The organism is Mesorhizobium bavaricum (assembly GCF_056781655.1).
In genome coordinates, this window is record NZ_CM165566.1 from 4,600,625 (window position 1) to 4,624,273 (window position 23,649).

Genomic DNA, 23,649 nt, shown 5'->3' on the forward strand with positions numbered 1-23,649 from the left:
GTGAATGCGCGCCAACCGACTGTCCCTTGTCCTGCTCTTCGCCATCATGGCGTTCGCAGCCGCACCGGTGGTCAGGCAGGCATTGGCCGAAGAAACCAAGACCGATCCCGGCCTGTCCGACGTGCTGACCGACCTGCTGCATGGCGTCGAAGGCGAGAACTCCACGTCCGGTCCCGACAAGCGCGTGCCATTCGGCCGCGAGGAAGTGCAGCTGTCGTTCGCCCCGCTGGTCAAGCAGACGGCGCCGGCCGTGGTCAATGTCTATGCCTCGCAGACCGCCAAGGTGACGTCGCCGTTCGACGGCGATCCGTTCTTCGAGGAATTTTTCGGCCGCTCGCAGCCGCGCGCCCAGTCCTCGCTCGGCTCCGGCGTGCTGGTCGATCCAACCGGCATCGTGGTCACCAATTACCACGTCATCAAGGATGCCGATCAGGTCAAGGTGGCGACCGCGGACGGGCGTGAATTCGACAGCAAGGTGATGCTCAAGGACGAGACGCTCGACCTCGCCGTGCTCAAGATCTCCGCCGACAAGCCGTTTCCGGTCATCGCCATCGGCGATTCCGACGCGCTCGAAGTTGGCGATCTGGTGCTGGCCATTGGCAATCCCTTCGGTGTCGGCCAGACCACCACCAGCGGCATCGTTTCAGCCCTTGCCCGCAGCCATATCGGCGTGTCCGATTCGAGCTTCTTCATTCAGACCGACGCCGCCATCAACCCTGGCAATTCGGGCGGCGCGCTGATCAACATGGGCGGCCAGCTGGTCGGCATCAATACGGCCATCTACAGCCGCAGCGGCGGCTCGATCGGCATCGGCTTTGCCATCCCCGCAAACATGGTGCGCGCCTTCGCCGACGCGGCCAAGGCCGGACTGGATTTCTTCGAACGGCCCTATATCGGCGCCGAGTTCGAAGCGGTGACGCCGCAGATCGCCGAATCGCTCGGCATGGAGAAGCCGACCGGCGCGCTGGTCTCGTCGGTCGAGGCGACCGGACCGGCCGCCAAGGCGGGGCTCAAGCCCGGCGACGTCGTTCTGCAGCTCAACGGCAAGCCGGTCGAGAGCATCGAAGCGCTGGATTACCGGATGGCGACGCTGTCGATCGGCACCAACGCCAACTTCGCGGTTCTGACCAAGGGCAAGCAGGCGGCCATGGACATCGCGCTGGAGCGCGCTCCGGAAGGCATGAAGGCTGCTGAAGTCACGCTGCACGGCCGCAGCCCGTTCTCCGGCGCCAAGGTCGCCGAACTGTCGCCCCGGCTCGCCCAGAAGCTTGGCCTGCGCACCGACATCAAGGGCGTCACCGTGGTCGACATCAACCGCGATTCGCCGGCCGCCGATTTCGGCTTCCAGCCGGGCGACATCGTGCGTGAGGTGAACGGCACCACCATCGATACCGCGGCGACCCTGGAGCAAGCCGCCAAGGCCGATACACGCTGGTGGCGCTTTACCGTCGAGCGCGGCGGGCAGATACTGCGCCAGGTGTTGCGTTATTAGAGCCGGTCCCGTGTTCGGGCTCATGCTCCAACCAAAAAGAAGTGCATGGCCGATCTGTTCAGCGTCGATGAACCTGAAAGGGCACCGCCCGGGCGGCCGCTGGCCGACAGGCTGCGGCCGAAGAATCTTGGCGAGGTCGTCGGCCAGGAGCATCTGACCGGTCCAGACGGCGCGCTGACCCGGCTGATTGGTTCGGGTTCGCTCGGCTCGATGATCTTCTGGGGGCCGCCCGGCACCGGCAAGACGACGGTGGCGCGGTTGCTGGCCGGTGAAACCAGCCTTGCCTTCGAGCAGATATCGGCGGTGTTTTCCGGCGTCGCCGACCTGAAAAAGGTGTTCGAAGCAGCCAAGCTGCGCCGCACCAATGGCCGCCAGACCTTGCTGTTCGTCGACGAGATCCATCGCTTCAACCGTGCCCAGCAGGATTCCTTTCTCCCGGTCATGGAGGATGGGACCGTCGTGCTCGTCGGTGCCACCACCGAAAATCCGTCCTTCGAACTGAATGCTGCGTTGCTGTCGCGCGCCCGCGTGCTGGTCTTCCACTCATTGGGCGAGGAAAGCATCGCCAAGCTGATGGCGCGGGCCGAGGAGACCGAGGGCAGGGCGCTGCCGCTTGATGACGAGGCTAGGGCGATGCTCATCCGCATGAGCGATGGCGATGGTCGTGCATCCCTTACCCTCGCGGAAGAAGTCTGGCGCGCCGCCAAGCCAGGCGAGATTTTCAATCCAGAGGGCCTGCAGCGCATCGTCCAACGCCGCGCTCCGATCTACGACAAGGGCCAGGACGGCCATTACAATCTGATCTCGGCGCTGCACAAATCGGTGCGTGGCTCCGATCCCGACGCCGCGCTCTATTATCTCGCGCGCATGTTCGATGCCGGCGAGGATCCGCTCTATCTCGGCCGCCGGCTGGTGCGCATGGCCATGGAAGACATCGGCCTGGCCGATCCGCAGGCGCTGGTCATCGCCAACGCCGCCAAGGACGCCTACGATTATCTCGGCTCGCCCGAGGGCGAACTCGCCTTTGCCGAGGCCACCGTCTATCTCGCCACCGCGCCCAAATCCAATGCCGTCTACACCGCCTTCAAGGCAGCCACGCGTGCGGCGAAGGAACATGGCTCGCTGCTGCCGCCGAAGCATATCCTCAACGCGCCGACCAAGCTGATGAAGGAGGAGGATTACGGCTCCGGCTATCGCTACGACCATGACGAGCCGGATGCCTTTTCGGGCCAGGACTATTTTCCCGAGAAGATGGGCCGACAGACCTTTTATGATCCGCCTGAACGCGGCTTCGAGCGCGACATCAGAAAGCGGCTCGATTATTGGGCGAAGCTGCGCAAAGAGCGGGAATAGCTGGCTTGCGCAGCCCGGTCGTCGTCACGCTTCGAAACGAGGCTTCGCCTTGGGGCATTTCCGCTTCGGTCGTACTCCACACGCTGCTGGCTGCGATGCTGGCCTTGATGCCGTTGCCAAAGCGGCCAAAGCGGCTGGAGGAGGAGCGGGTGTCGGTCGACATCCTGACGCCTCGGCAGTTCGAGGCGGCGACCAGGCCGCCACCTGCTCCGGTGACACCGGCAGAGCCCGAGGCGCCTGCAGCGGTGCCTCCGCCTGCTCTGGGCACGCCCAGACAGCAACCGCCCACCGCTCCGGCGATGATCCGCCCGACCGAAATGCTGTCGGCCAAGACGCTGGCCGATCCGCGCAGCCGGCAGGCGCGCGCCGACCTCGCCACCTTCGCTTCCGACGAGCGCATGGTTCAGCTGTGCAATCTCGAAGCCATGGATCAGATCCGTAAATGGCGCACGGATTTCCAGCCCGAGCGGGTGGTGCCTTACGCCACAGCCGAGGAAAAGATTGCCGGCACGACAATCGCCGCCGACGGTGCTGCCTTCCGCAGCCGGAGAAACTGGTACGGCCTGAAGTTCAATTGCCGGCTCGCGCAGGATGGCGAAAGCGTCATCGGCTTCGAGTTTCTGGTCGGTGATCCCGTGGCGAAGGAGAAATGGGACGAGCTTGGTTTGCCGGCGGTGCATTGACCGATGTTGCCCTCGGTCGCGTTCGCACCGCCAAACCGCTCAAGGCGCTGGAGCGTCGGCCGCGATGGGGGCGTTGTGCGGGGACCCAAAAAACCTTATCAAGGCGCACGGCCGGGCGGTGGTCGATGCCATGATTTTGGCGCTACTCTTTCGCAACAGGATCGCGCTTCGCGCGTGGAAAAATGACAAAAACGCTTCGCAAAACCCTACGCAAATTCGCCATTGCCATCCCGCTTCTCGCCCTTGGCTTCTATTTCATCCCGATCCTGACATCGGTCTTTATCGTCCTCGGCCTCATCGATGTCCTGCGCAACGACCGCAAGGACCTGTCGCTGTTCAGCGGCTATTTCCTCGGCAACGGCCTGTTCACCTGGCTGCTTTCGCCCTTCAACCTGCTGGTCGATCTCTTGTGCTACAGGAATCCCGGCGTCTGGAAGCTGGAGCAGTTTCCCGCCGATTATCAGCGTGAGGTCAATGAGGTCCTGGACATCTTCAAGGCGCGCAAGGACGAGATCATCGCCGACATCGACGCCAATTTCGGCGCCGGCCGGCGCGGCATGTATGTCTATCAGTGGTACGGCAAGCACAAGATCGACAACGTCGCCGAGTTCAACAAGGATTTCAAATACATCAAGACGATCGCCGTTTCCGTCTTCAGCAAGCGCGAATCGACGTCATGGCACTTCGGGCCGCTGCGGCTCAGCCTGCGCATTCTCTACAATCTGATCCCGGTGAAGTCGGAGATTTTCGTCGAATGCGGCAACGTCAAGAACTACTGGTACGACAATCCGCTGTTCATCTTCGACGACACGCTGCTGCATCGCTCTGTCAATGAGTATGACGGCCGCCGCTACTGCGTGTTCATGGATATCATCCGCCCATCCCCGGTTCCCGGGTTGATCGCGGGCATGCTGGCTGTCGTCTCGGTAAGCGTCGAGCGCATCAACTCGATGTTCTACAAGAACTGGAAGATGATTGGTTCGAGCAAGCCGAAGAAGGTCGGGACGACCTGAGCTTGAAATCGTCAGTGCTGTCGGCTCTGCCGGCAGCCTTTGGGGGCATAGGTCCGGGAATTAACCCATGTTGGCGCGCCGGTCATGCCGCCCCGTGCGTGGCCAAGCCTTGATACACTGAAAGCCTTTTGGAAAACGCCCGCCTCGCGGGCGCCGTTTGAAGGTGCTCTCAACGCTTGCGGTGGCCACCCGTTCAAGTATACATCCCTTCAAGCTCAAGAGTTCCCGATACGAATCGCGTGGGATTTCTATTTGCCGGAACAGCCCTTGGCTGCGTCGGCGGGAGTCCCTGTTTGACCTCGACAGTCCTGCTTCTTCCCTTCCTTGGCGGCCTCAAGTGACGAAGAACGAAATTCTCGGATTCTGGCTAAAAATCTACATATGTACGGTGTTGTTGGGCGTTGCATTCGTCACCCTATACATAAAACTTGAAGAGCCAATCTATTATTGGGATTTCGCCGCCTATTTCAATGGATTCAACCAATATGGCGCGCTCCTGGCCGAGAGCCCTCTCCAATGGCTGAGCCAATTGAGGAGCTCTATCGCGAGGGATGACTACAGTGCGGCAATCTTGGTGCCTCTTATGCCGTTTCACGTATTTTTTGGCGGCTCAAGGCTTTCCTACGTCGCCGGAATAGTCACGGTTTACCTGGTCCCCACCGCTCTTTTCATAGGAAGAATGAGCTACCAGGAGGCCACCTCCGAAACATCTTCTTCCCAAAGCTGGCCTGCCGTCTGGATTGCTGCCTTTCTCTACACGCCGTTCTGGGCAGCGACGCTTCGTGGATTGCCGGATATTGCCGGCTGTCTCGCGCTTTCTGCAGCGACCTATTTTCTTTGGAAATCAAGGTTCCTGACCCGCGAACCGGCGATCAACGGAATACGCGTCGGCATAAGCCTGTGGTTGGCGTTCGTGCTGCGCCGTTGGTATGCATACGCTGTCTTGGGCATCACAATTTCCGCGGCCTTCTTTTGTCTGTTTCAGGTCGCAAAAGACCGCGACTTTCCGGCGCTCCGGAAAGCTGCGTTAGGGGGCGTGTGTGCGATTTTCACTATTGCCGGAGCCGCATTGGCCTTCCAGCAACCCCTGATCCTCAAGATTCTGGGAACCAGCTATGGTGACATCTATAGCGGGTACAAAACGGGTCTCGTTTCGCAGATTGACCAGCTAGGATCGCGGCTCAGCTATGTGAATTGGCTAATGATCATAGTGGGCCTTTATATCTCTGTCATACGCCGCAACAGTTTTTCTTTGTTCTGTGCCTTTGCCTCGGCACTCACCTTTTTCCTCTTTACCCGGACGCAGGACCCGGACCGTCATCATTCGATGTCGATGTTTCTTTGGCTCTTTCCTGCATACGCCCAGGCAGTCGTTGCGATCGTTTCGTTGCCGGCGCTGAGATCGCGATGGTCAACCGTCGCCATAGCCATTGTCGCCGGGTCTGCCTATTTGGGTACCTTTTTCCCGATCGGCCGCCAGCTGCTGTCACCGGTCAGCTACGTTTTTGCCAGGGAAGCCACGCTTCCTCTCCACCTCGACAATCTTCCTGAATACCGGCGCCTTATCGACGACCTTGTCAGGGAAATGCGACCTGAGGACCGTTTTTCGGTATTTGCCTCAGGCGCGGTCATGAATGACTCGCTCTTGTATGAAATGGACAAGGACCTTTACCCTCGTATCGAATGGTCTTGCCAGGTTGACAGTCGCGATCGATTCTGGCCGGGGGCGTTGAAATCCAGATACATCGTCGTAACCGACCCTCCCGTGACGCATCTGCAATCGGGTGCGCAGATCTGCGTTACGATCCCGGATCACGACATTGTCGAAGGGAAGGGCATTGGTGCCGCCTACAAGCGCGTTACGGCATACGAGTTGTCCGACGACGTCAAGGGCTACCTCTATGAACAGGTGCGCCCGGTCAGCAAAACGGAAATCGACGCCCTCTACAGCGAGTTCCGGAAAAAATACCCAGGCTGGGCAACGCCTGAGTGGTGATGACCAGGTCGATCGCTCCCGCGCAGTGCCTGTGCGTCCACTCCCCAGCGGCGGTCGTTGCACCATCGTCCTATAGCCTCATCGAAGCGGGATCCCTACAACTCGATGCAGCGGATATGTCTAGCCGGATATAACGCTGCTTTGAGTTGGAGCGACATTCGCCTTGGGAGGATAAGGTGAGCGGACGGCAGCCGACGGGTCATCATGCGGATTTCATCCAGGCGTCCCTCGCCAGCAGCGATGCGGCGCGCTCGGCGCTGGTTGCCTCTTGGCGGCGCTCGCTCACATTGCACGGTCTCGATCCGGCCGAGCGCAAGGCGCCACGACGCCTGACCGCGGGCGAGCTCAGCGAAGCAAGGCAACGCATGGAACCATTGCTTCGCGCCGCCGATGCGAGCCTGGATCGTCTCTATCTGGCAGTTGGCGGTGTCGGCTGCTGCGTGCTGCTTGCCGATCGCGAAGGCATCCCGGTCGAACGCCGCGGCGCGGTCGCCGATGACGACACGTTCGACGAGTGGGGTCTGTGGACCGGCACCGTCTGGAGCGAGGACTCCGAGGGCACCAACGGCATCGGCACCTGCCTTGCCGACCAGCGCGCGCTCACCATTGACCGCGATCAGCATTTCTTCGCGCGCAACACGCTGCTCAGTTGCACCACCGCGCCGATCTACGATCACGAAGGCAATCTGGCGGCGGCACTCGATGTCTCGTCTTGCCGGTCGGACCTGACCGAAGGCTTTGTCAACCTGATCGCCATTGCGGTTGGCGATGCCGCGCGCCGCATCGAGGCCGAGAATTTCCGCTTGAGGTTTGCCAACGCCCGCCTCTTGCTGGCACCGGTCGCTGAGCGCAGCACCGGCGCGCTGATCGCCGTCGATGCCGACGATCTGGTGGTGGGCGCGACGCGTTCGGCGCGCCTCGCTCTCGGCATCACCCAGCAGGCCTTGGCCAAAGGGTTGCCGGCCGCCGATATTCTTGGCGACTCGGCCAGGCCCGCCGAAGATCTGGACGAAGCAGAGCGCGGCGTGGTCCAGCGTGCCATCGCGCGCGCCCAAGGTAATGTGTCGGCCGCCGCCGGCAATCTCGGAATTTCTCGCGCCACCTTGCATCGCAAGCTCACCCGCTTCGGCATCCGCCGGCCGCATTGAGCTTTCCAGCTCGCAACTGTCGCAGATCTGCGACAGTTGGCGCCGGCGAGTGCTTGGCCGGGGCTGACAAGTCCGACCCCATCCGCAACTCTTGCCAACGACGCGCCGCATCCCGCGGCGCTGCTTGTTGGGAGGAAGACGAATGAACAAGGTAGAATTTTCCCGCACGGCCAAGGTTCCCTTTGCCAAGCGCTACGACAACTACATCGGCGGCAAATGGGTCGCCCCGCTTTCCGGAAAATACTTTGACAACATATCGCCGGTCACCGGCCGGCCGCTGGGAGAGATCGCTCGCTCTGAAGCGAGGGACATCGAGGCGGCACTCGACGCCGCGCACAAGGCCAAGGATGCCTGGGGCAAGACAAGCGCTGCCGCACGCGCGCTGATCCTCAACCGCATTGCCGACCGCATGGAGGACAATCTCGATCTCCTTGCGCTCGCCGAGACCTGGGACAATGGCAAGCCGATCCGTGAGACGACCGCCGCCGACCTGCCGCTGGCCATCGATCATTTCCGCTATTTCGCCAGCGCCGTGCGTAGCCAGGAAGGCGGCATCTCCGAGATCGACCATGACACTGTCGCCTATCATTTCCATGAGCCGCTTGGCGTCGTCGGCCTGATCATCCCGTGGAACTTCCCGCTGCTGATGGCAGTGTGGAAGCTGGCTCCCGCACTTGCCGCGGGCAATTGCGTCGTCCTGAAGCCGGCCGAACAGACGCCCGCCACCATCATGCTATGGGCTGACTTGATCGGGGACCTGTTGCCCGACGGCGTGCTCAATATCGTCAATGGCTTTGGTCTCGAGGCAGGCAAGCCGCTGGCGTCGTCGAACCGCATCGCCAAGATCGCCTTTACGGGCGAGACGACGACCGGCCGGCTGATCTCGCAATATGCCAGCCAGAACCTCATCCCGGTAACGCTCGAACTCGGCGGCAAGTCGCCCAACATCTTCTTCCAGGACGTGACCGCCGAGGACGACGACTTCTTCGACAAGGCGATCGAAGGCTTCGTCATGTTCGCGCTCAACCAGGGCGAGGTCTGCACCTGTCCCAGCCGGGCGCTGGTGCATGAGAAGATCTATGACAAGTTCATGGAAAAAGCGCTGAAGCGCGTCGAGGCGATCGTCCAGGGCGATCCGCTCGACCCCGCGACCATGATCGGTGCCCAGGCATCGAGCGAGCAATTGGAGAAGATCCTGAGCTACTTCGACATCGGCCGCCAGGAAGGTGCAGAAGTGCTGATCGGCGGCGAGCAGAACCATTTGCCGGGTGACCTGGCCGGCGGCTACTACGTCAAGCCGACCGTGTTCAAGGGCCACAACAAGATGCGTGTCTTCCAGGAGGAGATTTTTGGGCCCGTTGTGTCTGTCACCACCTTCAAGGATGACGACGAAGCGCTGTCGATCGCCAATGACACGCTCTACGGTCTCGGCGCCGGCATCTGGAGCCGTGACGCGAACCGCTGCTACCGTTTCGGCCGCGCCATCCAGGCCGGTCGCGTCTGGACCAACTGCTACCATGCCTATCCCGCGCATGCTGCGTTCGGCGGTTACAAGCAGTCGGGCATCGGCCGCGAGAACCACAAGATGATGCTCGACCACTATCAGCAGACCAAGAACATGCTGGTCAGCTACAGCCCGAAGAAACTCGGCTTCTTCTGATCGCCTGCCGAGGCGGCGCATGATGCTTTCCGAACGATCATGCGTGATCCAGGCAAGGGGCGCGGCCGACATGGCCGCGCCTCTATCTCTCTTCGTGAACAAGGGCGCTTCGTGGTGGAGGACGGCATGCTCGACAAAGCTTCCTTGGGAAAAGTCTCGGCCACGCCGGCGGCCCGGGCCTTTCTGGCCGAAATCATCGCCGACCATGGTCAGGTGCTGTTTCACCAGTCGGGCGGCTGTTGCGATGGTTCCTCGCCAATGTGTTATCCGCAAAGCGATTTCATCGTCGGCGACAATGATGTCATGCTGGGCGAAATCGGCGAGACGCCGGTCTATATCAGCGCCTCGCAATATGAGGTGTGGAAGCACACCGATCTCATCATCGACGTGGTGCCGGGCAGGGGCGGCATGTTCTCGCTCGACAACGGGCGCGAGAGGCGATTCCTGACGCGCTCGATTGTCTGCGCCGTGCCGGCGCCCGCACGCACTGGGGATTGACCAGGCCGCCCTTGTGGGGGCAGTAAACGGTTATGTTCAATCTGCTTCTCGTTGTGGTCGGCGGCGGCATCGGCGCCGGCATTCGTCATCTCACCAACATCGGCGCACTGCGCCTTGTCGGCCCTAACTATCCCTGGGGCACGATGGCCATCAACATCATCGGCTCGTTCGCCATGGGCCTATTCATCGCCACCCTGGCGCGCCGCGGCGGTTCGAACGAGCTCAGGCTGTTCGTCGCCACCGGCATCTTTGGCGGCTTCACCACCTTTTCCGCGTTTTCGCTCGATTTCGCCACCTTGTGGGAGCGTGGAGCCACACTGCCGGCGCTAGCTTATGCCCTTGCCAGCGTCATTGGCGCCATTATCGCCCTGTTTCTGGGACTTTGGCTCGCAAGAACCGTTTCATAATGTTATTGCCGCGCCGAGAGTGGGCCGAACCCTGCTCGGGAAACGGATAAGCGAAAAATATGGCAGGCGTTGAACAAATCACAGTGGAGGCCGGCGAGGCGGGCATGCGGCTCGACCGCTGGTTCAAAACCCATTTCCCGGGCCTCGGCTTCGGCCACCTGCAAAAGCTGCTGCGCTCCGGCCAGATCCGCGTCGATGGCGGCCGCGTCAAGGCCGACACCCGTGTCGAACCCGGCCAGATGGTCCGCGTTCCGCCGCTGGAAGTGGACAAGAAGGGCGAGAGTGCACTGACCGGTCACTCGATCCGCAACCAGGGCGATGCCGACGTTCTGGCGAAAATGCTGATCCATGAAGATCCCAAGGTCTTCGTCTTCAACAAGCCGGCGGGCCTTGCGGTGCAGGGCGGCTCGGGCGTCACCCGCAATGTCGACGACATGCTGGAGGCTTGGCGCAACCAGAAGGGCGAGAAGCCGCGTCTGGTCCACCGGCTCGACCGCGACACTTCGGGCGTGCTGGTCGTCGCCCGCACCCGGCTAGCCGCCATGAAGCTTGCTGAAGCGTTTCGCGCCCGCGAGACCAAGAAGACCTATTGGGCGCTGGTCAAGGGCGTGCCGCCCAAGCGCGAGGACAAGATCTCGACCTGGCTGATCAAGGAGCCGACGCCCGATGGCGATCGCGTGCGCGTCGCCGCGCATGGCGAAAAGGGCGCCGACCACGCAGTGTCCTACTACCGCATCATCGAGCAGGCGGCGCAGACGATGACCTGGCTTGAAATGGAGCCCTATACCGGCCGCACGCACCAGCTTCGTGTCCATGCCGCCTATATCGGCTGCCCGATCCTCGGCGATCCGAAATATTTCGAGGCCGACACCAACTGGGATTTTCCCGGCGGCATACAAAACCGCCTGCATCTGCATGCGCGCCGCATCATCATTCCGCACCCGGACAAGGGCGTTATCGATGTCACCGCACCGATGCCGCCGCATATGCGCCAGAGCTGGAACCTGATCGGCTTCGACGACGCCAGCGCGGAGGACTGAATTGTGAGCGGCGCCACCGATACGCTCGACCGGCGCGACACGGTTGACATGGCGGCCGCCGGGATCATGGTCGGCCTGACGTTTTCCTGGGGACTGAACTACGTCGCCGCCAAGATCTCCTACGCCGGTTACGATCCTGTCTTCCTGTCGATCGCGCGCTCGATCATCGGCGGCTTGTGCGTCTTCGCCTGGTGCCGCTGGCGTGGCATCGCGCTTTTCACGCGCGATGGGACATTGCTCGCAGGCATCGCGGTTGGCGCCCTTTTCGGCGTCGAGTTCCTTTTTCTTTATGTCGGCTTGGAGCACACGACCGTTGCCCGCAACACGCTGCTGGTCAACACAATGCCGTTCTGGATGCTGATTGGCGGCCACTTCCTGCTGGGCGAGCAGATCACCTTGCGCAAGTTCCTCGGCCTGCTGCTGGCCTTTGCCGGCCTCGCCGCGGTCTTTTCCGACAAGCTTGGCGGCGGCGGGGACATGCTGTTCGGCGATCTCCTGAGCCTCGGCTCCGGATTTTTCTGGGCTTTGACCAACATCCTCATCAAGCGCTCGAAGCTGGTCGAGGCGAGCGCCGAGAAGCTGCTTCTCTATCAGCTCGCCGGGGCCGCAATCGTCGGCGTGCTGGTGCTGCCTCTCGCCGGTCCGCCCGTTCGTGACCCTAGCGTGCTGCCGACATTGGCCCTGCTTTTTCAGGCGGTCTACATCGTCGCCTTCACCTATGTGCTCTGGTTCTGGCTGCTGCGGCGCTATCCGGCGTCGGGCCTGTCCAGTTTCACCTTCCTGTCGCCGGTTTTCGGTGTGCTGTGCGGCGCCGTGTTCTTGAATGAGCCGCTGACCATGCGCATTTTCCTGGCACTTGGCCTGATTGCCGCCGGCCTGATCATCGTCAACCGGCCGGTGCGCAAGCTGACGCCCGTATAAGAGAGACTTTTTATGCGCGACATCCTCAACGACCTCGAAGCGGGCAAATATCTTTCCGATCCGGATCCGGTGCGCCGCGCGCAGATCCAGATGAAGACGCATCTGCCGAAGCGCTTCTACAAGACCGTCTCGGTCGTGCCGGTGGGAGAGGGCTTTGCCGTACATCTCGACGGCAAGCCGGTGCGTACGCCGGGCAAGGCGCTGCTGGCATTGCCGACCGAGGCGGCGGCTGCGCTCGTCGCCGACGAGTTCGCCGCACAAGGCGAAACCATCAACCCGGTGACCATGCCGGTGATGCGCCTCGTCAACACCGCCATCGACGGTGTCGCCAGCGATACACAGGTGGTGCTGGAAGACATCCTGCGCTTCGCTTCGTCCGATCTGCTCTGCTATCGCGCCGACGCGCCGCAGGGCTTGGTGGAGCGGCAGAACGAACATTGGGACCCGGTCCTCGATTGGGCGCGTGGCAGCCTCGGGGCAAGGTTCAATCTCGCCGAGGGGATCATCCATGTCGAGCAGCCACGCGAAGCCATTGCAATACTGGGCAGCCACCTTGCCCAGCGCGCCGACCCGCTTCGGCTCGCCGCCATCCATGTCATGACCTCGCTGACCGGTTCGGCGCTGCTGGCGCTGGCCGTCGATTTCGGCGAACTCGATGCCGAGGGTGCGTGGGCCGCCGGCCATGTCGACGAGGACTGGCAGATCGAGCATTGGGGACAGGACGCCGAGGCTGTCGCGCGCCGCGCGGCACGCAAGCGCGACATGATCGCTGCCGTCGGCCTGCTGGAAGCGCTCAAGGGCTGACGATCCACCGCTGCCCCGTTGCATCCCGCAGTGCACCTAATACCAAAGTCATAATCCCAAAGACGCCCTGACATTGGCGCGCGCTTTCTGTCATTTTTTCCGTGATCGCTGTGCTTGAGTCTGTGTTCGGAGGAGAACGCGGACAATGACACGCAGCATCGAGGCAATGGGTCTCACGGGAGGACAATTCTATGGCAATGGCATCGACTGCCGGCGGAGCAAGCCGCGGCATGACGCGGGAAGAGAAGAAGGTCATCTTCGCTTCCTCGCTCGGCACCGTTTTCGAATGGTACGATTTCTATCTCTACGGTTCGCTGGCGGTGTTCATTGGTTCGACCTTTTTCAGTCCAACCATTCCGGAGGCGACGCGCAACATCTTCGCGCTGCTGGCGTTCGCCGCCGGCTTCCTGGTGCGCCCGTTCGGTGCACTGCTGTTCGGCCGTATCGGCGACCTTGTCGGCCGCAAATATACATTCCTTGTCACCATGACGATCATGGGCCTATCGACCTTCCTGGTCGGCCTGCTGCCTGGATATGCGACTTTGGGCATCGCGGCTCCCGTGATCCTGATTGTCCTGCGCATGCTGCAGGGCCTGGCGCTCGGTGGTGAATATGGCGGTGCGGCGACCTATGTCGCCGAGCATGCGCCTGATGACCGCCGTGGTTTCTACACGTCATGGATCCAGACGACGGCGACGCTCGGCCTTTTCTTGTCGCTGATCGTCATCCTGATCGTGCAGGCGTCACTGACCAAGGAGAACTACGCCGCCTGGGGTTGGCGCATTCCTTTCATCGTCTCCTTCGTGCTGCTTGCCGTTTCAATCTGGATCCGGCTGTCTCTCTCCGAGTCGCCGACCTTCCAGAAGATGAAGGACGAAGGCAAGGGTTCCAAGGCGCCGCTTTCGGAAGCCTTTGGCCAGTGGAAGAATGCCAAGATCGCGATCCTGGCGCTGCTCGGCCTTACCGCCGGTCAGGCCGTGGTCTGGTACAATGGCCAGTTCTACGCGCTGTTCTTCCTGCAGAACGTGCTCAAAGTCGAAGCCCAATCGGTCAACATCATGATCGCCATTGCGCTCGCCCTCGGCTCGATCTTCTTCGTCGTCTTCGGCTGGCTCTCCGACAAGATCGGCCGCAAGCCGATCATCATGGCGGGTCTCGCTTTGGCGATCGTCTGCACCTTCCCCTTGTTCAAGGCGCTGACCTGGTCGGCCAATCCGGCACTCGCCAAGGCTCAGCAGAACACGCGTGCAACGGTGACGGCGGCACCCGGCGACTGCAGGTTCCAGTTCAATCCGGTCGGCACGGCGAAGTTCACGACGTCCTGCGACATCGCGACCTCGTTCCTGACCAAGAACTCGGTTCCCTACGACGTAGTGTCGACGGCTGCGGCCGGAACTGCGGCTTCGGTCAAGATCGGCAATGAAACGGTGGACTCCTACGATGCGATCGCCGCCGGCGATCAGGCGAAAGCCAAGGATGCCGCCTTCGTCAAGGCCGTCAACATGTCGCTACAGGACGGCGGCTATCCGCTGAAGCGCGCGGCGATCAAAGTATCGGACCAGAAGCTCGATGCTTTTGTCGCCGCCAATCCGGAGTTGAAGCTCGATGCCGCCGCCATCCGCGCCGGTGAGAAGGCGACTGTTCCGGTCGACCAGGCGATCAAGGACAAGATCCTGACCAAGGATGAGGCCGCGGGCGCCCCTGAAGTCACTGTCTACAACATACCGGGTGGCGGCCCCTTCGCCATGTTCGCCGACCCGGCGGCGATCAATTGGCCGATGACGATCGGCATCCTGTTCATCCTGGTCCTGTTCGTGACCATGGTCTACGGCCCGATTGCCGCGATCCTGGTCGAGATGTTCCCGACCCGCATCCGCTACACCGGCATGTCGTTGCCCTATCACATCGGCAATGGCTGGTTCGGCGGTCTGCTGCCGGCGACCGTGTTCGCACTCAGCGCCTACAAGGGCGATATCTACTATGGTCTGTGGTATCCGGTGATCATCGCCGCGATGTCGCTGGTCATCGGCCTGATCTTTGTCAGGGATACGCTTGGAACCGATCTGAACACCAAGCAGTAACCGATACTCGGTAGCCAACAAAAAACCCGGCGCGAGCGATCGCGCCGGGTTTTTCAATGCATGGCGACATGCGACGAGGACAGGCGGTTAGCTTTGCCGGTCCTGCCTCGCGTCCTCTATAGCCGCCTCGTGATACCAGCCGTCACCGAAATCCGCCCGAACACCGCGCAGCGATGCAAGCTCTGCTGCAAACTTAGCCTTACCGCTTAAATTTGAGGCAGAGATGCGGGCTGCCGCCGGGAACATCAGAATTTTGGCCGACGGACGCGTGGAAATGATTTCCATTGTCAGGCTCCTTTCTTCTGCCGAACCTTGTCGATTCAACTTGTCTCGAAGATAAGGTCTGCAATCAAGTTAGGCAATATGCCTACGAAAAGATCAGAATTTGCCCAATATTTGTGCGCATTGCGACTGTGATTGATCCGGACGCATTGCTTGGGCGGCTTGCCGACTTCAACCGAATGCCGCGTCAATTTTGCCGCACCCTCCAGACCAAGAGTGGCACACGAATTGCATTTTAGTAATCCGGCAGACCGGCTGCTGGTGGCAGAGGCATGTCGACGCCGTCCAGTGTTCGGTGATCAAGCAACGAGAGGCTAGAATGACGAAATACAAGCTCGAGTACATTTGGCTCGATGGATACACCCCGGTCCCAAATCTCCGCGGCAAGACGCAGATCAAGGAGTTCGCCGAATTCCCGACGCTCGAGCAGCTGCCGCTGTGGGGCTTTGATGGTTCGTCGACGATGCAGGCCGAGGGCCACAGTTCCGACTGCGTGCTGAAGCCGGTCGCTGTCTATCCGGATCCGGCCCGCACGAACGGCGTGCTCGTGATGTGCGAAGTCATGATGCCCGATGGCGTTACGCCGCATGCCTCCAACAAGCGCGCCACCATCCTCGACGACGAGGGCGCCTGGTTCGGTTTCGAGCAGGAATATTTCTTCTACAAGGACGGCCGCCCGCTCGGCTTCCCAGAGAGCGGTTATCCCGCGCCGCAGGGCCCGTACTATACCGGCGTCGGCTACTCCAACGTCGGCTCGGTCGCGCGCCAGATCGTTGAGGAGCATCTCGACCTCTGCCTCGCCGCCGGCATCAACCACGAGGGCATCAACGCCGAAGTGGCCAAGGGTCAGTGGGAATTCCAGATTTTCGGCAAGGGCTCCAAAAAGGCCGCCGACCAGATGTGGATGGCCCGCTACCTGATGCAGCGCCTGACCGAGAAATACGGCATTGACATTGAATACCATTGCAAGCCGCTCGGCGACACCGACTGGAACGGCTCGGGCATGCACGCCAACTTCTCGACCGCCTATATGCGCGAAGTCGGCGGCAAGGCTTATTTCGAAGCGCTGATGGCAGCCTTTGACAAGAACCTGATGGATCACATCGCCGTCTACGGCCCTGACAATGACAAGCGTTTGACCGGCAAGCATGAGACCGCGCCGTGGAACAGGTTCAGCTATGGCATCGCCGATCGCGGTGCTTCGATCCGCGTGCCGCATTCCTTCATCAAGAACGACTACAAGGGTTATCTGGAAGACCGCCGTCCGAACTCGCAGGGCGACCCCTACCAGATCGCCTCGCAGATCCTGAAGACGATCGCCTCGGTACCGGCGAGCGCCCAAGTTTCGGCAGCGGCGTAAGGATTTCGGCATAGATGAAAAAAGCCCCGGCGTTCGCGCCGGGGCTTTTTTGTTGCTGCTGCCGGATCGAGCGGGAAAGGCGCAGTGTGTCCGTCCTCAGACAATGCCACGCGCCTTCAGTGCAGCAACGACCTTGGCATGGGGCAGGGCAGGTGTGCGGTTGCCGTAGCGGCAATATCTCCTGGTTGGCGACGAGGGCGTTGAGCACGGCCTCCTCGGTCGCTTGCACCACAGCGGCGTAGAAAGCGTCGAGCCGCCCTTGAAGGCGTAGCAGTTCATGCCCGTGCCGCCGCCGACCGAGCCCTGTTCGATGCTACCGGCGGCAGCGCTGTCAATCGCCGCCATGGCGTGGTCGACGGTGACATGTGGGCCGTTGATGTCATCGAGGTAGCCGTCCCAGGTTTCCGCCACCATCGGCAGTAGCCACTGGCTGGTCATGGCAGGCTTGTTGCGCGCCATCCACGTCCCTCCGACGATCTGCTCCTGTAGGAACCCCGGCCCAGGCCGGGGTTCTTTTTGTGGGGATGCCCTTACTGGACAAAAGCCCCCAAAAAAAGTCAGGCGGAAAGATCGCTGCGCGGACCGTTGTGGGGTGACGGTCCGGGCTGGTGCGCGGCTTTCTGTGAGGCAGTGTCGCGGACCATGAAAGCCCAAAAAACCGCAGAAAATGGCCTGTTTCGGCGACTCCGCCTGCTTGCGCTCCATTGCATAAGTCTCTGTTCAAGCGTCAAAATCGGCGATCCGCGCCTCCGATGAGCGGCGTTGACAGATCGCAGTGCAGCATGCGACTTCGCAAGTCTTGGGGTTACGTCACGCAATGCTGTTCGGACGGGCGGGGTTTACTTGAACGGCGGCATAGGCGTGGGCGCCGGACGAGCGGTCACTGTAGCCTGAGGCAGTGCTCCGCTCGCTCCTGGCTCTAATGTTGGCGACCGAATGGCCACCCTTCATCGTCCACCGAACATTGCTTAGCCTGGGACACGCGTCATCAAGACCGGCGTGCTGGGCCTGCCAAAGGGCTCATGAGCCCCGGCATGCGAGCGATTGTCGAAAATTCAAATCGCAATGCTCGGCCCAACGGTTGCGCGAAACAGCGCGAGACCGATCGGCAGCACGGCTGATCGGCGGGATGTGCGGCTATCGGAGCGCAGCAAAAAGCCCTTGAAAGAGGGAAGTCTTTCAAGGGCTTGAATAGTATATCGAATCTTAGATCGAGTAGTACATGTCGTACTCGACCGGATGCGGGGTCATTTCGAAGCGCATCACCTCGGCCATCTTCAGCTCGATGTAGCTGTCGATCTGGTCGTCGTCGAAGACGCCGCCAGCTTTCAGGAAGCCACGATCCTTGTCCAGGCTCTGCAGCGCTTCGCGCAGCGAACCACAGACGGTCGGGATCTTCTTCAGTTCCTTCGGCGGCAGGTCGTAGAGATCCTTGTCCATCGGCTGGCCGGGGTGGATCTTGTTCTTGATGCCGTCGAGACCGGCCATCAGCATGGCGGCGAAAGCGAGGTAGGGGTTCGCGCCCGGATCGGGGAAGCGGACCTCGACGCGCTTGGACTTGGGCGACGAGCCGAACGGGATGCGGCAGGACGCCGAGCGGTTGCGCGCCGAATAGGCGAGCAGCACCGGCGCTTCGTAACCCGGAACCAGGCGCTTGTAGGAATTGGTAAGCGGGTTGGTGAAGGCGTTGATCGCCTTGGCGTGCTTGATGATGCCACCGATGTAGAACAGGCAGCTTTCCGACAGGCCGGCATATTCGTTGCCGGCGAAGGTCGGCTTGCCGTTCTTCCAGATCGACTGGTGGACGTGCATGCCCGAACCGTTATCGCCGAAGATCGGCTTCGGCATGAAGGTGGCCGTCTTGCCATAGGCGTTGGCGACCTGGTGCACGACATACTTGTAGATCAGCATCTTGTCGGCGTTGCGGACCAGCGTGTCGAACTTGATACCGAGTTCGTGCTGGGCAGCAGCCACCTCGTGGTGATGCTTTTCAACGCGCACGCCCATCTCGGCGAGCACGGTCAGCATCTCGGAGCGCATGTCCTGTGCGGAATCGATCGGCGGCACCGGGAAATAGCCACCCTTGATGCGCGGACGGTGGCCGAGATTGCCGGTCTCGTAGTCGGTGTCGTCGTTCGACGGCAGTTCGGTGGAATCGAGCTTGAAGCCGGTGTTGTACGGGTCGGCCTTGTACTTCACATCGTCGAACACGAAGAATTCGGCTTCCGGGCCGACATAGATGGTGTCGCCGATGCCTTCCGACTTCATGTAGGCCTCGGCCTTCTTGGCTGTGCCGCGCGGATCGCGGTTGTAGGATTCGCCCGAAACCGGATCGAGAATGTCGCACAGGATGACCATGGTCGACTGCGCGAAGAACGGATCCATATGAACCGTGTCCGGATCGGGCATCAGCACCATGTCGGACTCGTTGATGGCCTTCCAGCCGGCAATCGAGGAGCCGTCGAACATCACGCCATCGGCGAACATGTCTTCCTCGACCTCGATGACATCCATCGTCACGTGTTGCAGCTTGCCCTTCGGATCGGTGAAGCGCAGGTCGACGAATTTCACGTCGTTGTCCTTGATCTGCTTCATGATGTCTTTGGCTGTCGTCATGTCATTTATCCCTGTTTGATGACGTTTTTTGATGATGACGTTTTCAGAAGATTGCCGGGTGGATCAGACCGCGTCCATGCCGGTTTCGCCGGTGCGGATTCGCACGACTTCCTCGATGTTGGAGACGAAGATCTTGCCGTCGCCGATACGGCCGGTCTGGGCCGCCTTGCGGATGGCCTCGATCGCGCCTTCGACCGCGTCATCGCCGAGCACGACCTCGATCTTCACCTTGGGCAGAAAATCGACGACATATTCAGCGCCGCGGTAGAGCTCGGTATGCCCCTTCTGGCGACCGAAGCCCTTGGCCTCGGTGACCGTGATGCCTTGCAGTCCGGCCTCCTGAAGCGCTTCCTTCACTTCGTCCAGCTTGAATGGCTTGATGATCGCTTCGATCTTTTTCATGTAAAAAGTGGCCTCCACTGCCAAAAAAACGGGTTGTGAGCCCCCGCTTGCGCCTCCATCAAGCACGAACTGTGCCAATTGGACGAATTTGAAGCGGTCTCATACGATTTCAAAGTCGCGCCGCACCGGGATGCAAATTCGCGTCATTCACTGCATCAGGTGCGGCATGGGCTGCTGGAGCCGACACAGTGCCAGAACCTGGGTCCGCATAATAATTAGGCATATCGCCTATTCAGCTGGCAGTTTTGTGCCTGCGAAGCCTTCCTCCCGACGATATGGCGGCAAATTTTGCCAACTCCCCTTTGTTTGCTTCGGATCGAAAATTGGACAATGCTTGATCGAATGCGGATCGGCAATCCATGAGCAACGAACTTCTTTCCCCCGCCGAAATGAGCGAGGCCGATCGGCTGACGATTGCCGCCGGTCCAACCGATGGTATCGGCCTGATGCGAAGAGCCGGCGAAGCGGTCGCAGCGGTGGTCCTGGCGCGTTATCCCGCCGCGACGCGCGTGCACGTGCTGTGCGGCCCCGGCAACAATGGCGGTGATGGCTATGTCGTCGCGCGGTTGCTGGCCGAGGCCGGCGTCGGCACGACGATCTGGGCCAGCGGCACGCCGAGGCCGCAAGGCGATGCGGCGCTCGCCGCCGCGCAATGCCCGGTCAAGCCTCGGCCACTGTCGTATTTTGCCGCCGAGGCCGGCTCGATTGTCGTCGACGCGCTTTACGGGGCAGGGCTGTCCAAGCCGCTGGCCGGCGATGCCGCGAAAGCCGTTGACACTGCAACAGCTCTGCGCCTGCCTGTGGTCGCGGTCGACCTGCCATCGGGTGTCTCAGGAGCCAGCGGCGCAATATTGGGCAGAGCGTTTCACGCCGAGGTCACCGTGACCTTCGCGCGGAAAAAGCCGGGCCACCTGCTGCTCCCGGGACGAGAGCAATGTGGTGAAACCGTGCTCGCCGATATCGGCATCGACGACATCGTCATCGTCCAGCTCGCCGTGTCGACTTTTGAGAATGTGCCGGACCTGTGGTTGCGGGAATTTCCCGTGCCGGCGGTGGACGCACACAAATACAAGCGCGGCCATGTCGGCGTCTTTTCCGGCGGTCCGAGCGCTACCGGCGCGGCACGGCTGTCGGCACTAGCCGCCGCGAGAAGCGGGGCAGGGGCGGTCACCGTGCTGTCGCCGGCCAATGCCGTGCAGGTAAACGCTGTGCATCTTACCTCGATCATGCTGCGCAAGGCCGATGACAGCGTCGACATCGCCTCGTTCATCGACGAACGCCGGCCGTCGGCATTTGTTCTCGGGCCCGGTTTCGGCATTGGCGAAAAGACGCGGCAATTTGCACTCGCGCTACTCAGCCGTGCCCAGCCAAGGGATACGTCAACCCGGATTGACGGCCTCGTGTTCGATGCCGACGCGATCACCTCTTTTCGTGAGGCGCCGGACGTCCTGTTCGAAGCTTCTCGCCAACCCGGCGCGCCGGCCCTGGTGATGACGCCGCACGAAGGGGAGTTCGCCAGGCTGTTTCCCGATATCGCCGATGACGGCGCGTCCTCCAAGCTCGCCAAGGCGCGTGCGGCCGCCGCGCGTGCCAATGCAACAATCGTCTACAAGGGTGCCGACACGGTGATCGCGGCACCGAACGGCCGGGCGGCGATCAACGCCAATGGCGCGCCATGGCTAGCCACCGCCGGGTCGGGCGACGTGCTGTCCGGCATCACCGCCGGGCTGCTTGCCCAAGGCATGCCGGCGTTCGAAGCGGCCTGCGCCGCGGTGTGGATCCATGCCGAGGCCGGCAGCCGCTTCGGGCCGGGGCTGATCGCCGAGGATCTGCCCCTGGCGCTGGTGCCGGTGCTGCGCGAACTGGTCGAAGCGCGTTCGGCCGCTCGATGAGCCGCGCCCTGGCTCTGTTGCTAGCCACCCTCCTTGCTGTCTTCGTTGCGTCGGCAGCGCGCGCCGAAGGTCCAGTGACGATCGTCGATGATCCGGCGGTGCTCGCCGCGCTCGATGCCAAGGGCTATGGCTTTGCCGAGATGTTTGGCGCGGCGGGCGCGGGCGATCTGAAAGCTCTCTACGACAAGGCGCCGGCCTATCACGCTGTCGTCGACACTGTGGCGGCCGATGTCGTCGCGCTGCGCGCCGACATGAAGGCCGGCGGGCGGCCGCTCTACGAGGTCACCGACGGCAATGTCGGCCGCATCATGGACATGCGCTGGCTGAAGACCGATGCCGCCCGCTTCCGGCTGGTCGGCGTCGTCAACCGGCTCGATCGTCGCGACTTCGCCGCCGTGCTGGGTGACAAGAGCTGCGGCGAGGTGCGCTTTATCTACCGCCTTGCCTACAGTTTTCGGAAAAATGGCAAGCTGTTGGCGTCGCGCCTGCCGTTCAATTTCAACGCCGTCTACAGCGCGGCGCCCGATACCGACGGCGGCTGCGTCGGCGTTGCCGGACGCTGGACGCCACAGCTTGACGAGACCGTCGATGCCGGCTGGCTGACCGGCGGACCGCTGGAGAAAACCGGGCTGACCTTCAAGCAGTTGGAACTCAACGCACAGGTGGTGCGCTTTCCCTCCGGCCAGGAAACCGAGTTCGGCGGCCAGGCAGCCTATCTCATGCGGATATTCGGCATCGATGGCGGGACGGTCAGCGAGAAGCCGCTGGAGAACACGCCCGACACCGCACGGCTCTCGCAAGACGCGGCGCTGAAGACAAGGCTCGCCGCCTATGTCAGCGCCAACCTGCCGGCGGTCGACGAAGGCGTCTACGAAATCCCCGACGAATTCCTGGCCAGGAAGGTCATCTCCTGGTCGACCTTCGGCAGTGCCCGGCAGGCCAACCACCCGTTCACGCCGCTGCTTCAGCCCGAGGAATTCGCATCGCTCGATTATTCCGGGCTGAAACTGCTGCGCACGCCGGAAGCGCTGGTCGAGCGGCTGGACAATGGCGCCTGCCAGGGGTGCCATCAGGCTGGTTCCACTGCCGGTTTCCATTTCATCGGGCTCGACGACAAAACGACGTCGCCGCTCAACCGCATCGAGGTTGGCATTTCGCCGCATCTTCATGCCGAAATCCCGCGCCGCGAGGCTTGGTTGCGCGCCATGGCGCAAGGCAAGGAGCCGAACCGCTTCCGGCCGCTCTCCTTTGCACCGCCGGCTGCCTGGACGGACGCCGGCGCGGTCGACTACGCGCCGGCCGAGATGGCCATGCCGTGCCTGATGCCGGAAGATGCCGCCCGTTTTGGCGGGACCTGGCAGTGCGGCGGCGGCACAGTCTGCACGCCGCTGGCCACCGCTTCGGGCGTGCGGACCAAGCTGGCGCAATGCCTGCTGCCCAAGGACAGCCCTGAGATGTTTTCCGGCCATCCCTGCCTGGCCGGCTCGATCGCCAGCAACGCCACCCAGCCCTTCAACGACCGCTACAGCATATCAGGCCAGTTCGCAGCCTTCGCGCCGGATGTGTCGCGCACCGCCTACACCTGCCGTCCGCCGAAGATCGGCGTTCCTGCCGGCATCGCCTATCGCGGCTGCGACGACAAGGACCGGGTCTTCGCGGCCTTCAAAGCCGGCAAGCCGATGCCGAACGAGATCTGCGGGCTGGTCGGCGGCAAGAAATTTGACATCTGCGTGGCCACCAACAATTTCGACCAATGCCTTGGCGGCGCCGTCAATCGCGGCAACCGGCCGGCCTGTTCGGCCGATCATTTCTGCCGCGAGGACTATATGTGCCAGTCGCTGCCTTCAGACACGCCGGGCATTGCAAAAGTGAAAGGCATCGGCTTCTGCTCGCCGACCTATTTCATCTTCCAGATGCGCATCGACAACCATGCGACGCCCTGGGGCAGTTCCGTCCGCGCCACGATGGGAGCGGGGTTTGGTGCGCCGGTAGAGGAATAAC

At 61.8% G+C, this 23,649-nt stretch carries 20 protein-coding genes; 16 read left to right on the forward strand and 4 right to left on the reverse strand.

Translation table 11 applies throughout. The annotated features are described in order from the left end of the window. The first annotated feature begins 4 nt into the window (after positions 1-4). The 13 genes from AC1RZR_RS22605 to AC1RZR_RS22665 all read left to right on the forward strand — a co-directional run bounded on the left by AC1RZR_RS22605 (position 5) and on the right by AC1RZR_RS22665 (position 15,096). Positions 5-1,492, forward strand: coding sequence for a DegQ family serine endoprotease (locus AC1RZR_RS22605; RefSeq protein ID WP_481826037.1), 1,488 nt, complete (start codon positions 5-7; stop codon positions 1,490-1,492). A 45-nt stretch (positions 1,493-1,537) separates the two neighbouring features. After that, positions 1,538-2,845 (forward strand): replication-associated recombination protein A, encoded by a 1,308-nt coding sequence (locus tag AC1RZR_RS22610; RefSeq protein ID WP_477279513.1) that lies wholly within the window; start codon positions 1,538-1,540, stop codon positions 2,843-2,845. A gap of 5 nt (positions 2,846-2,850) precedes the next feature. Next, the gene (locus tag AC1RZR_RS22615; RefSeq protein ID WP_481826038.1) at positions 2,851-3,528 is read left to right on the forward strand and encodes a DUF930 domain-containing protein; all 678 of its coding nucleotides are present in this window, start codon (positions 2,851-2,853) and stop codon (positions 3,526-3,528) included. Positions 3,529-3,710: 182 nt separating this feature from the next. Next, positions 3,711-4,541: an aspartyl/asparaginyl beta-hydroxylase domain-containing protein gene (locus tag AC1RZR_RS22620; protein ID WP_379097728.1), complete on the forward strand. Its 831-nt coding sequence runs from the start codon at positions 3,711-3,713 to the stop codon at positions 4,539-4,541. Between the two features lie 337 nt (positions 4,542-4,878). Continuing rightward, positions 4,879-6,537: a hypothetical protein gene (locus AC1RZR_RS22625; protein ID WP_481826039.1), complete on the forward strand. Its 1,659-nt coding sequence runs from the start codon at positions 4,879-4,881 to the stop codon at positions 6,535-6,537. A 176-nt stretch (positions 6,538-6,713) separates the two neighbouring features. Next, on the forward strand, positions 6,714-7,685 hold the full coding sequence (locus AC1RZR_RS22630; RefSeq protein ID WP_481826040.1) for a GAF domain-containing protein: 972 nt from the start codon (positions 6,714-6,716) through the stop codon (positions 7,683-7,685). 142 nt (positions 7,686-7,827) lie between these two features. Then, a complete protein-coding gene (gene adh, locus AC1RZR_RS22635) occupies positions 7,828-9,345 on the forward strand; it encodes an aldehyde dehydrogenase (protein ID WP_481826041.1) in 1,518 nt (505 codons plus the stop codon). A 126-nt stretch (positions 9,346-9,471) separates the two neighbouring features. Next, entirely contained in the window at positions 9,472-9,843 is a 372-nt protein-coding gene (locus AC1RZR_RS22640; protein WP_477279523.1) for a DUF779 domain-containing protein, read from the forward strand. Positions 9,844-9,875: 32 nt separating this feature from the next. Beyond that, a complete protein-coding gene (gene crcB / locus AC1RZR_RS22645; protein ID WP_477279525.1) occupies positions 9,876-10,250 on the forward strand; it encodes a fluoride efflux transporter CrcB in 375 nt (124 codons plus the stop codon). 59 nt (positions 10,251-10,309) lie between these two features. Further along, positions 10,310-11,290, forward strand: coding sequence for an RluA family pseudouridine synthase (locus AC1RZR_RS22650; protein WP_023757961.1), 981 nt, complete (start codon positions 10,310-10,312; stop codon positions 11,288-11,290). A 48-nt stretch (positions 11,291-11,338) separates the two neighbouring features. Continuing rightward, complete coding sequence (locus tag AC1RZR_RS22655) at positions 11,339-12,211, forward strand: DMT family transporter (protein WP_481829098.1); 873 nt, start codon at positions 11,339-11,341, stop codon at positions 12,209-12,211. Positions 12,212-12,223: 12 nt separating this feature from the next. Continuing rightward, positions 12,224-13,015 carry an ATP12 family chaperone protein gene (locus tag AC1RZR_RS22660; protein WP_481826042.1) on the forward strand — a complete coding sequence of 264 codons (792 nt, stop codon included), beginning with the start codon at positions 12,224-12,226 and terminating at the stop codon, positions 13,013-13,015. A 191-nt stretch (positions 13,016-13,206) separates the two neighbouring features. Then, positions 13,207-15,096, forward strand: coding sequence for an MFS transporter (locus AC1RZR_RS22665; RefSeq protein WP_481826043.1), 1,890 nt, complete (start codon positions 13,207-13,209; stop codon positions 15,094-15,096). A gap of 87 nt (positions 15,097-15,183) precedes the next feature. Here AC1RZR_RS22665 and AC1RZR_RS22670 read toward each other — a convergent pair whose 3' ends face one another. After that, entirely contained in the window at positions 15,184-15,381 is a 198-nt protein-coding gene (locus AC1RZR_RS22670) for a DUF2735 domain-containing protein (RefSeq protein WP_379097749.1), read from the reverse strand. A 316-nt stretch (positions 15,382-15,697) separates the two neighbouring features. Between AC1RZR_RS22670 and AC1RZR_RS22675 the strand changes: the two genes are divergently transcribed. Continuing rightward, positions 15,698-16,738, forward strand: coding sequence for a glutamine synthetase beta-grasp domain-containing protein (locus AC1RZR_RS22675; protein ID WP_477279533.1), 1,041 nt, complete (start codon positions 15,698-15,700; stop codon positions 16,736-16,738). A gap of 96 nt (positions 16,739-16,834) precedes the next feature. Here AC1RZR_RS22675 and AC1RZR_RS22680 read toward each other — a convergent pair whose 3' ends face one another. The 3 genes from AC1RZR_RS22680 to AC1RZR_RS22690 all read right to left on the reverse strand — a co-directional run bounded on the left by AC1RZR_RS22680 (position 16,835) and on the right by AC1RZR_RS22690 (position 19,756). Next, on the reverse strand, positions 16,835-17,197 hold the full coding sequence (locus tag AC1RZR_RS22680) for a P1 family peptidase (protein ID WP_481826044.1): 363 nt from the start codon (positions 17,195-17,197) through the stop codon (positions 16,835-16,837). 747 nt (positions 17,198-17,944) lie between these two features. Beyond that, a complete protein-coding gene (gene glnA, locus AC1RZR_RS22685; RefSeq protein WP_481826045.1) occupies positions 17,945-19,354 on the reverse strand; it encodes a type I glutamate--ammonia ligase in 1,410 nt (469 codons plus the stop codon). A gap of 63 nt (positions 19,355-19,417) precedes the next feature. Then, positions 19,418-19,756, reverse strand: coding sequence for a P-II family nitrogen regulator (locus AC1RZR_RS22690; protein WP_006205430.1), 339 nt, complete (start codon positions 19,754-19,756; stop codon positions 19,418-19,420). Between the two features lie 359 nt (positions 19,757-20,115). Here AC1RZR_RS22690 and AC1RZR_RS22695 point away from each other — a divergent pair, with 359 nt between their 5' ends. Together AC1RZR_RS22695 and AC1RZR_RS22700 are read left to right on the forward strand one after the other, a co-directional pair. Further along, positions 20,116-21,648 (forward strand): NAD(P)H-hydrate dehydratase, encoded by a 1,533-nt coding sequence (locus AC1RZR_RS22695; RefSeq protein WP_481826046.1) that lies wholly within the window; start codon positions 20,116-20,118, stop codon positions 21,646-21,648. Next, positions 21,645-23,648: a hypothetical protein gene (locus tag AC1RZR_RS22700; RefSeq protein ID WP_481826047.1), complete on the forward strand. Its 2,004-nt coding sequence runs from the start codon at positions 21,645-21,647 to the stop codon at positions 23,646-23,648. The genes AC1RZR_RS22695 and AC1RZR_RS22700 overlap by 4 nt, the downstream gene beginning before the upstream one ends. Position 23,649 lies beyond the last annotated feature (1 nt).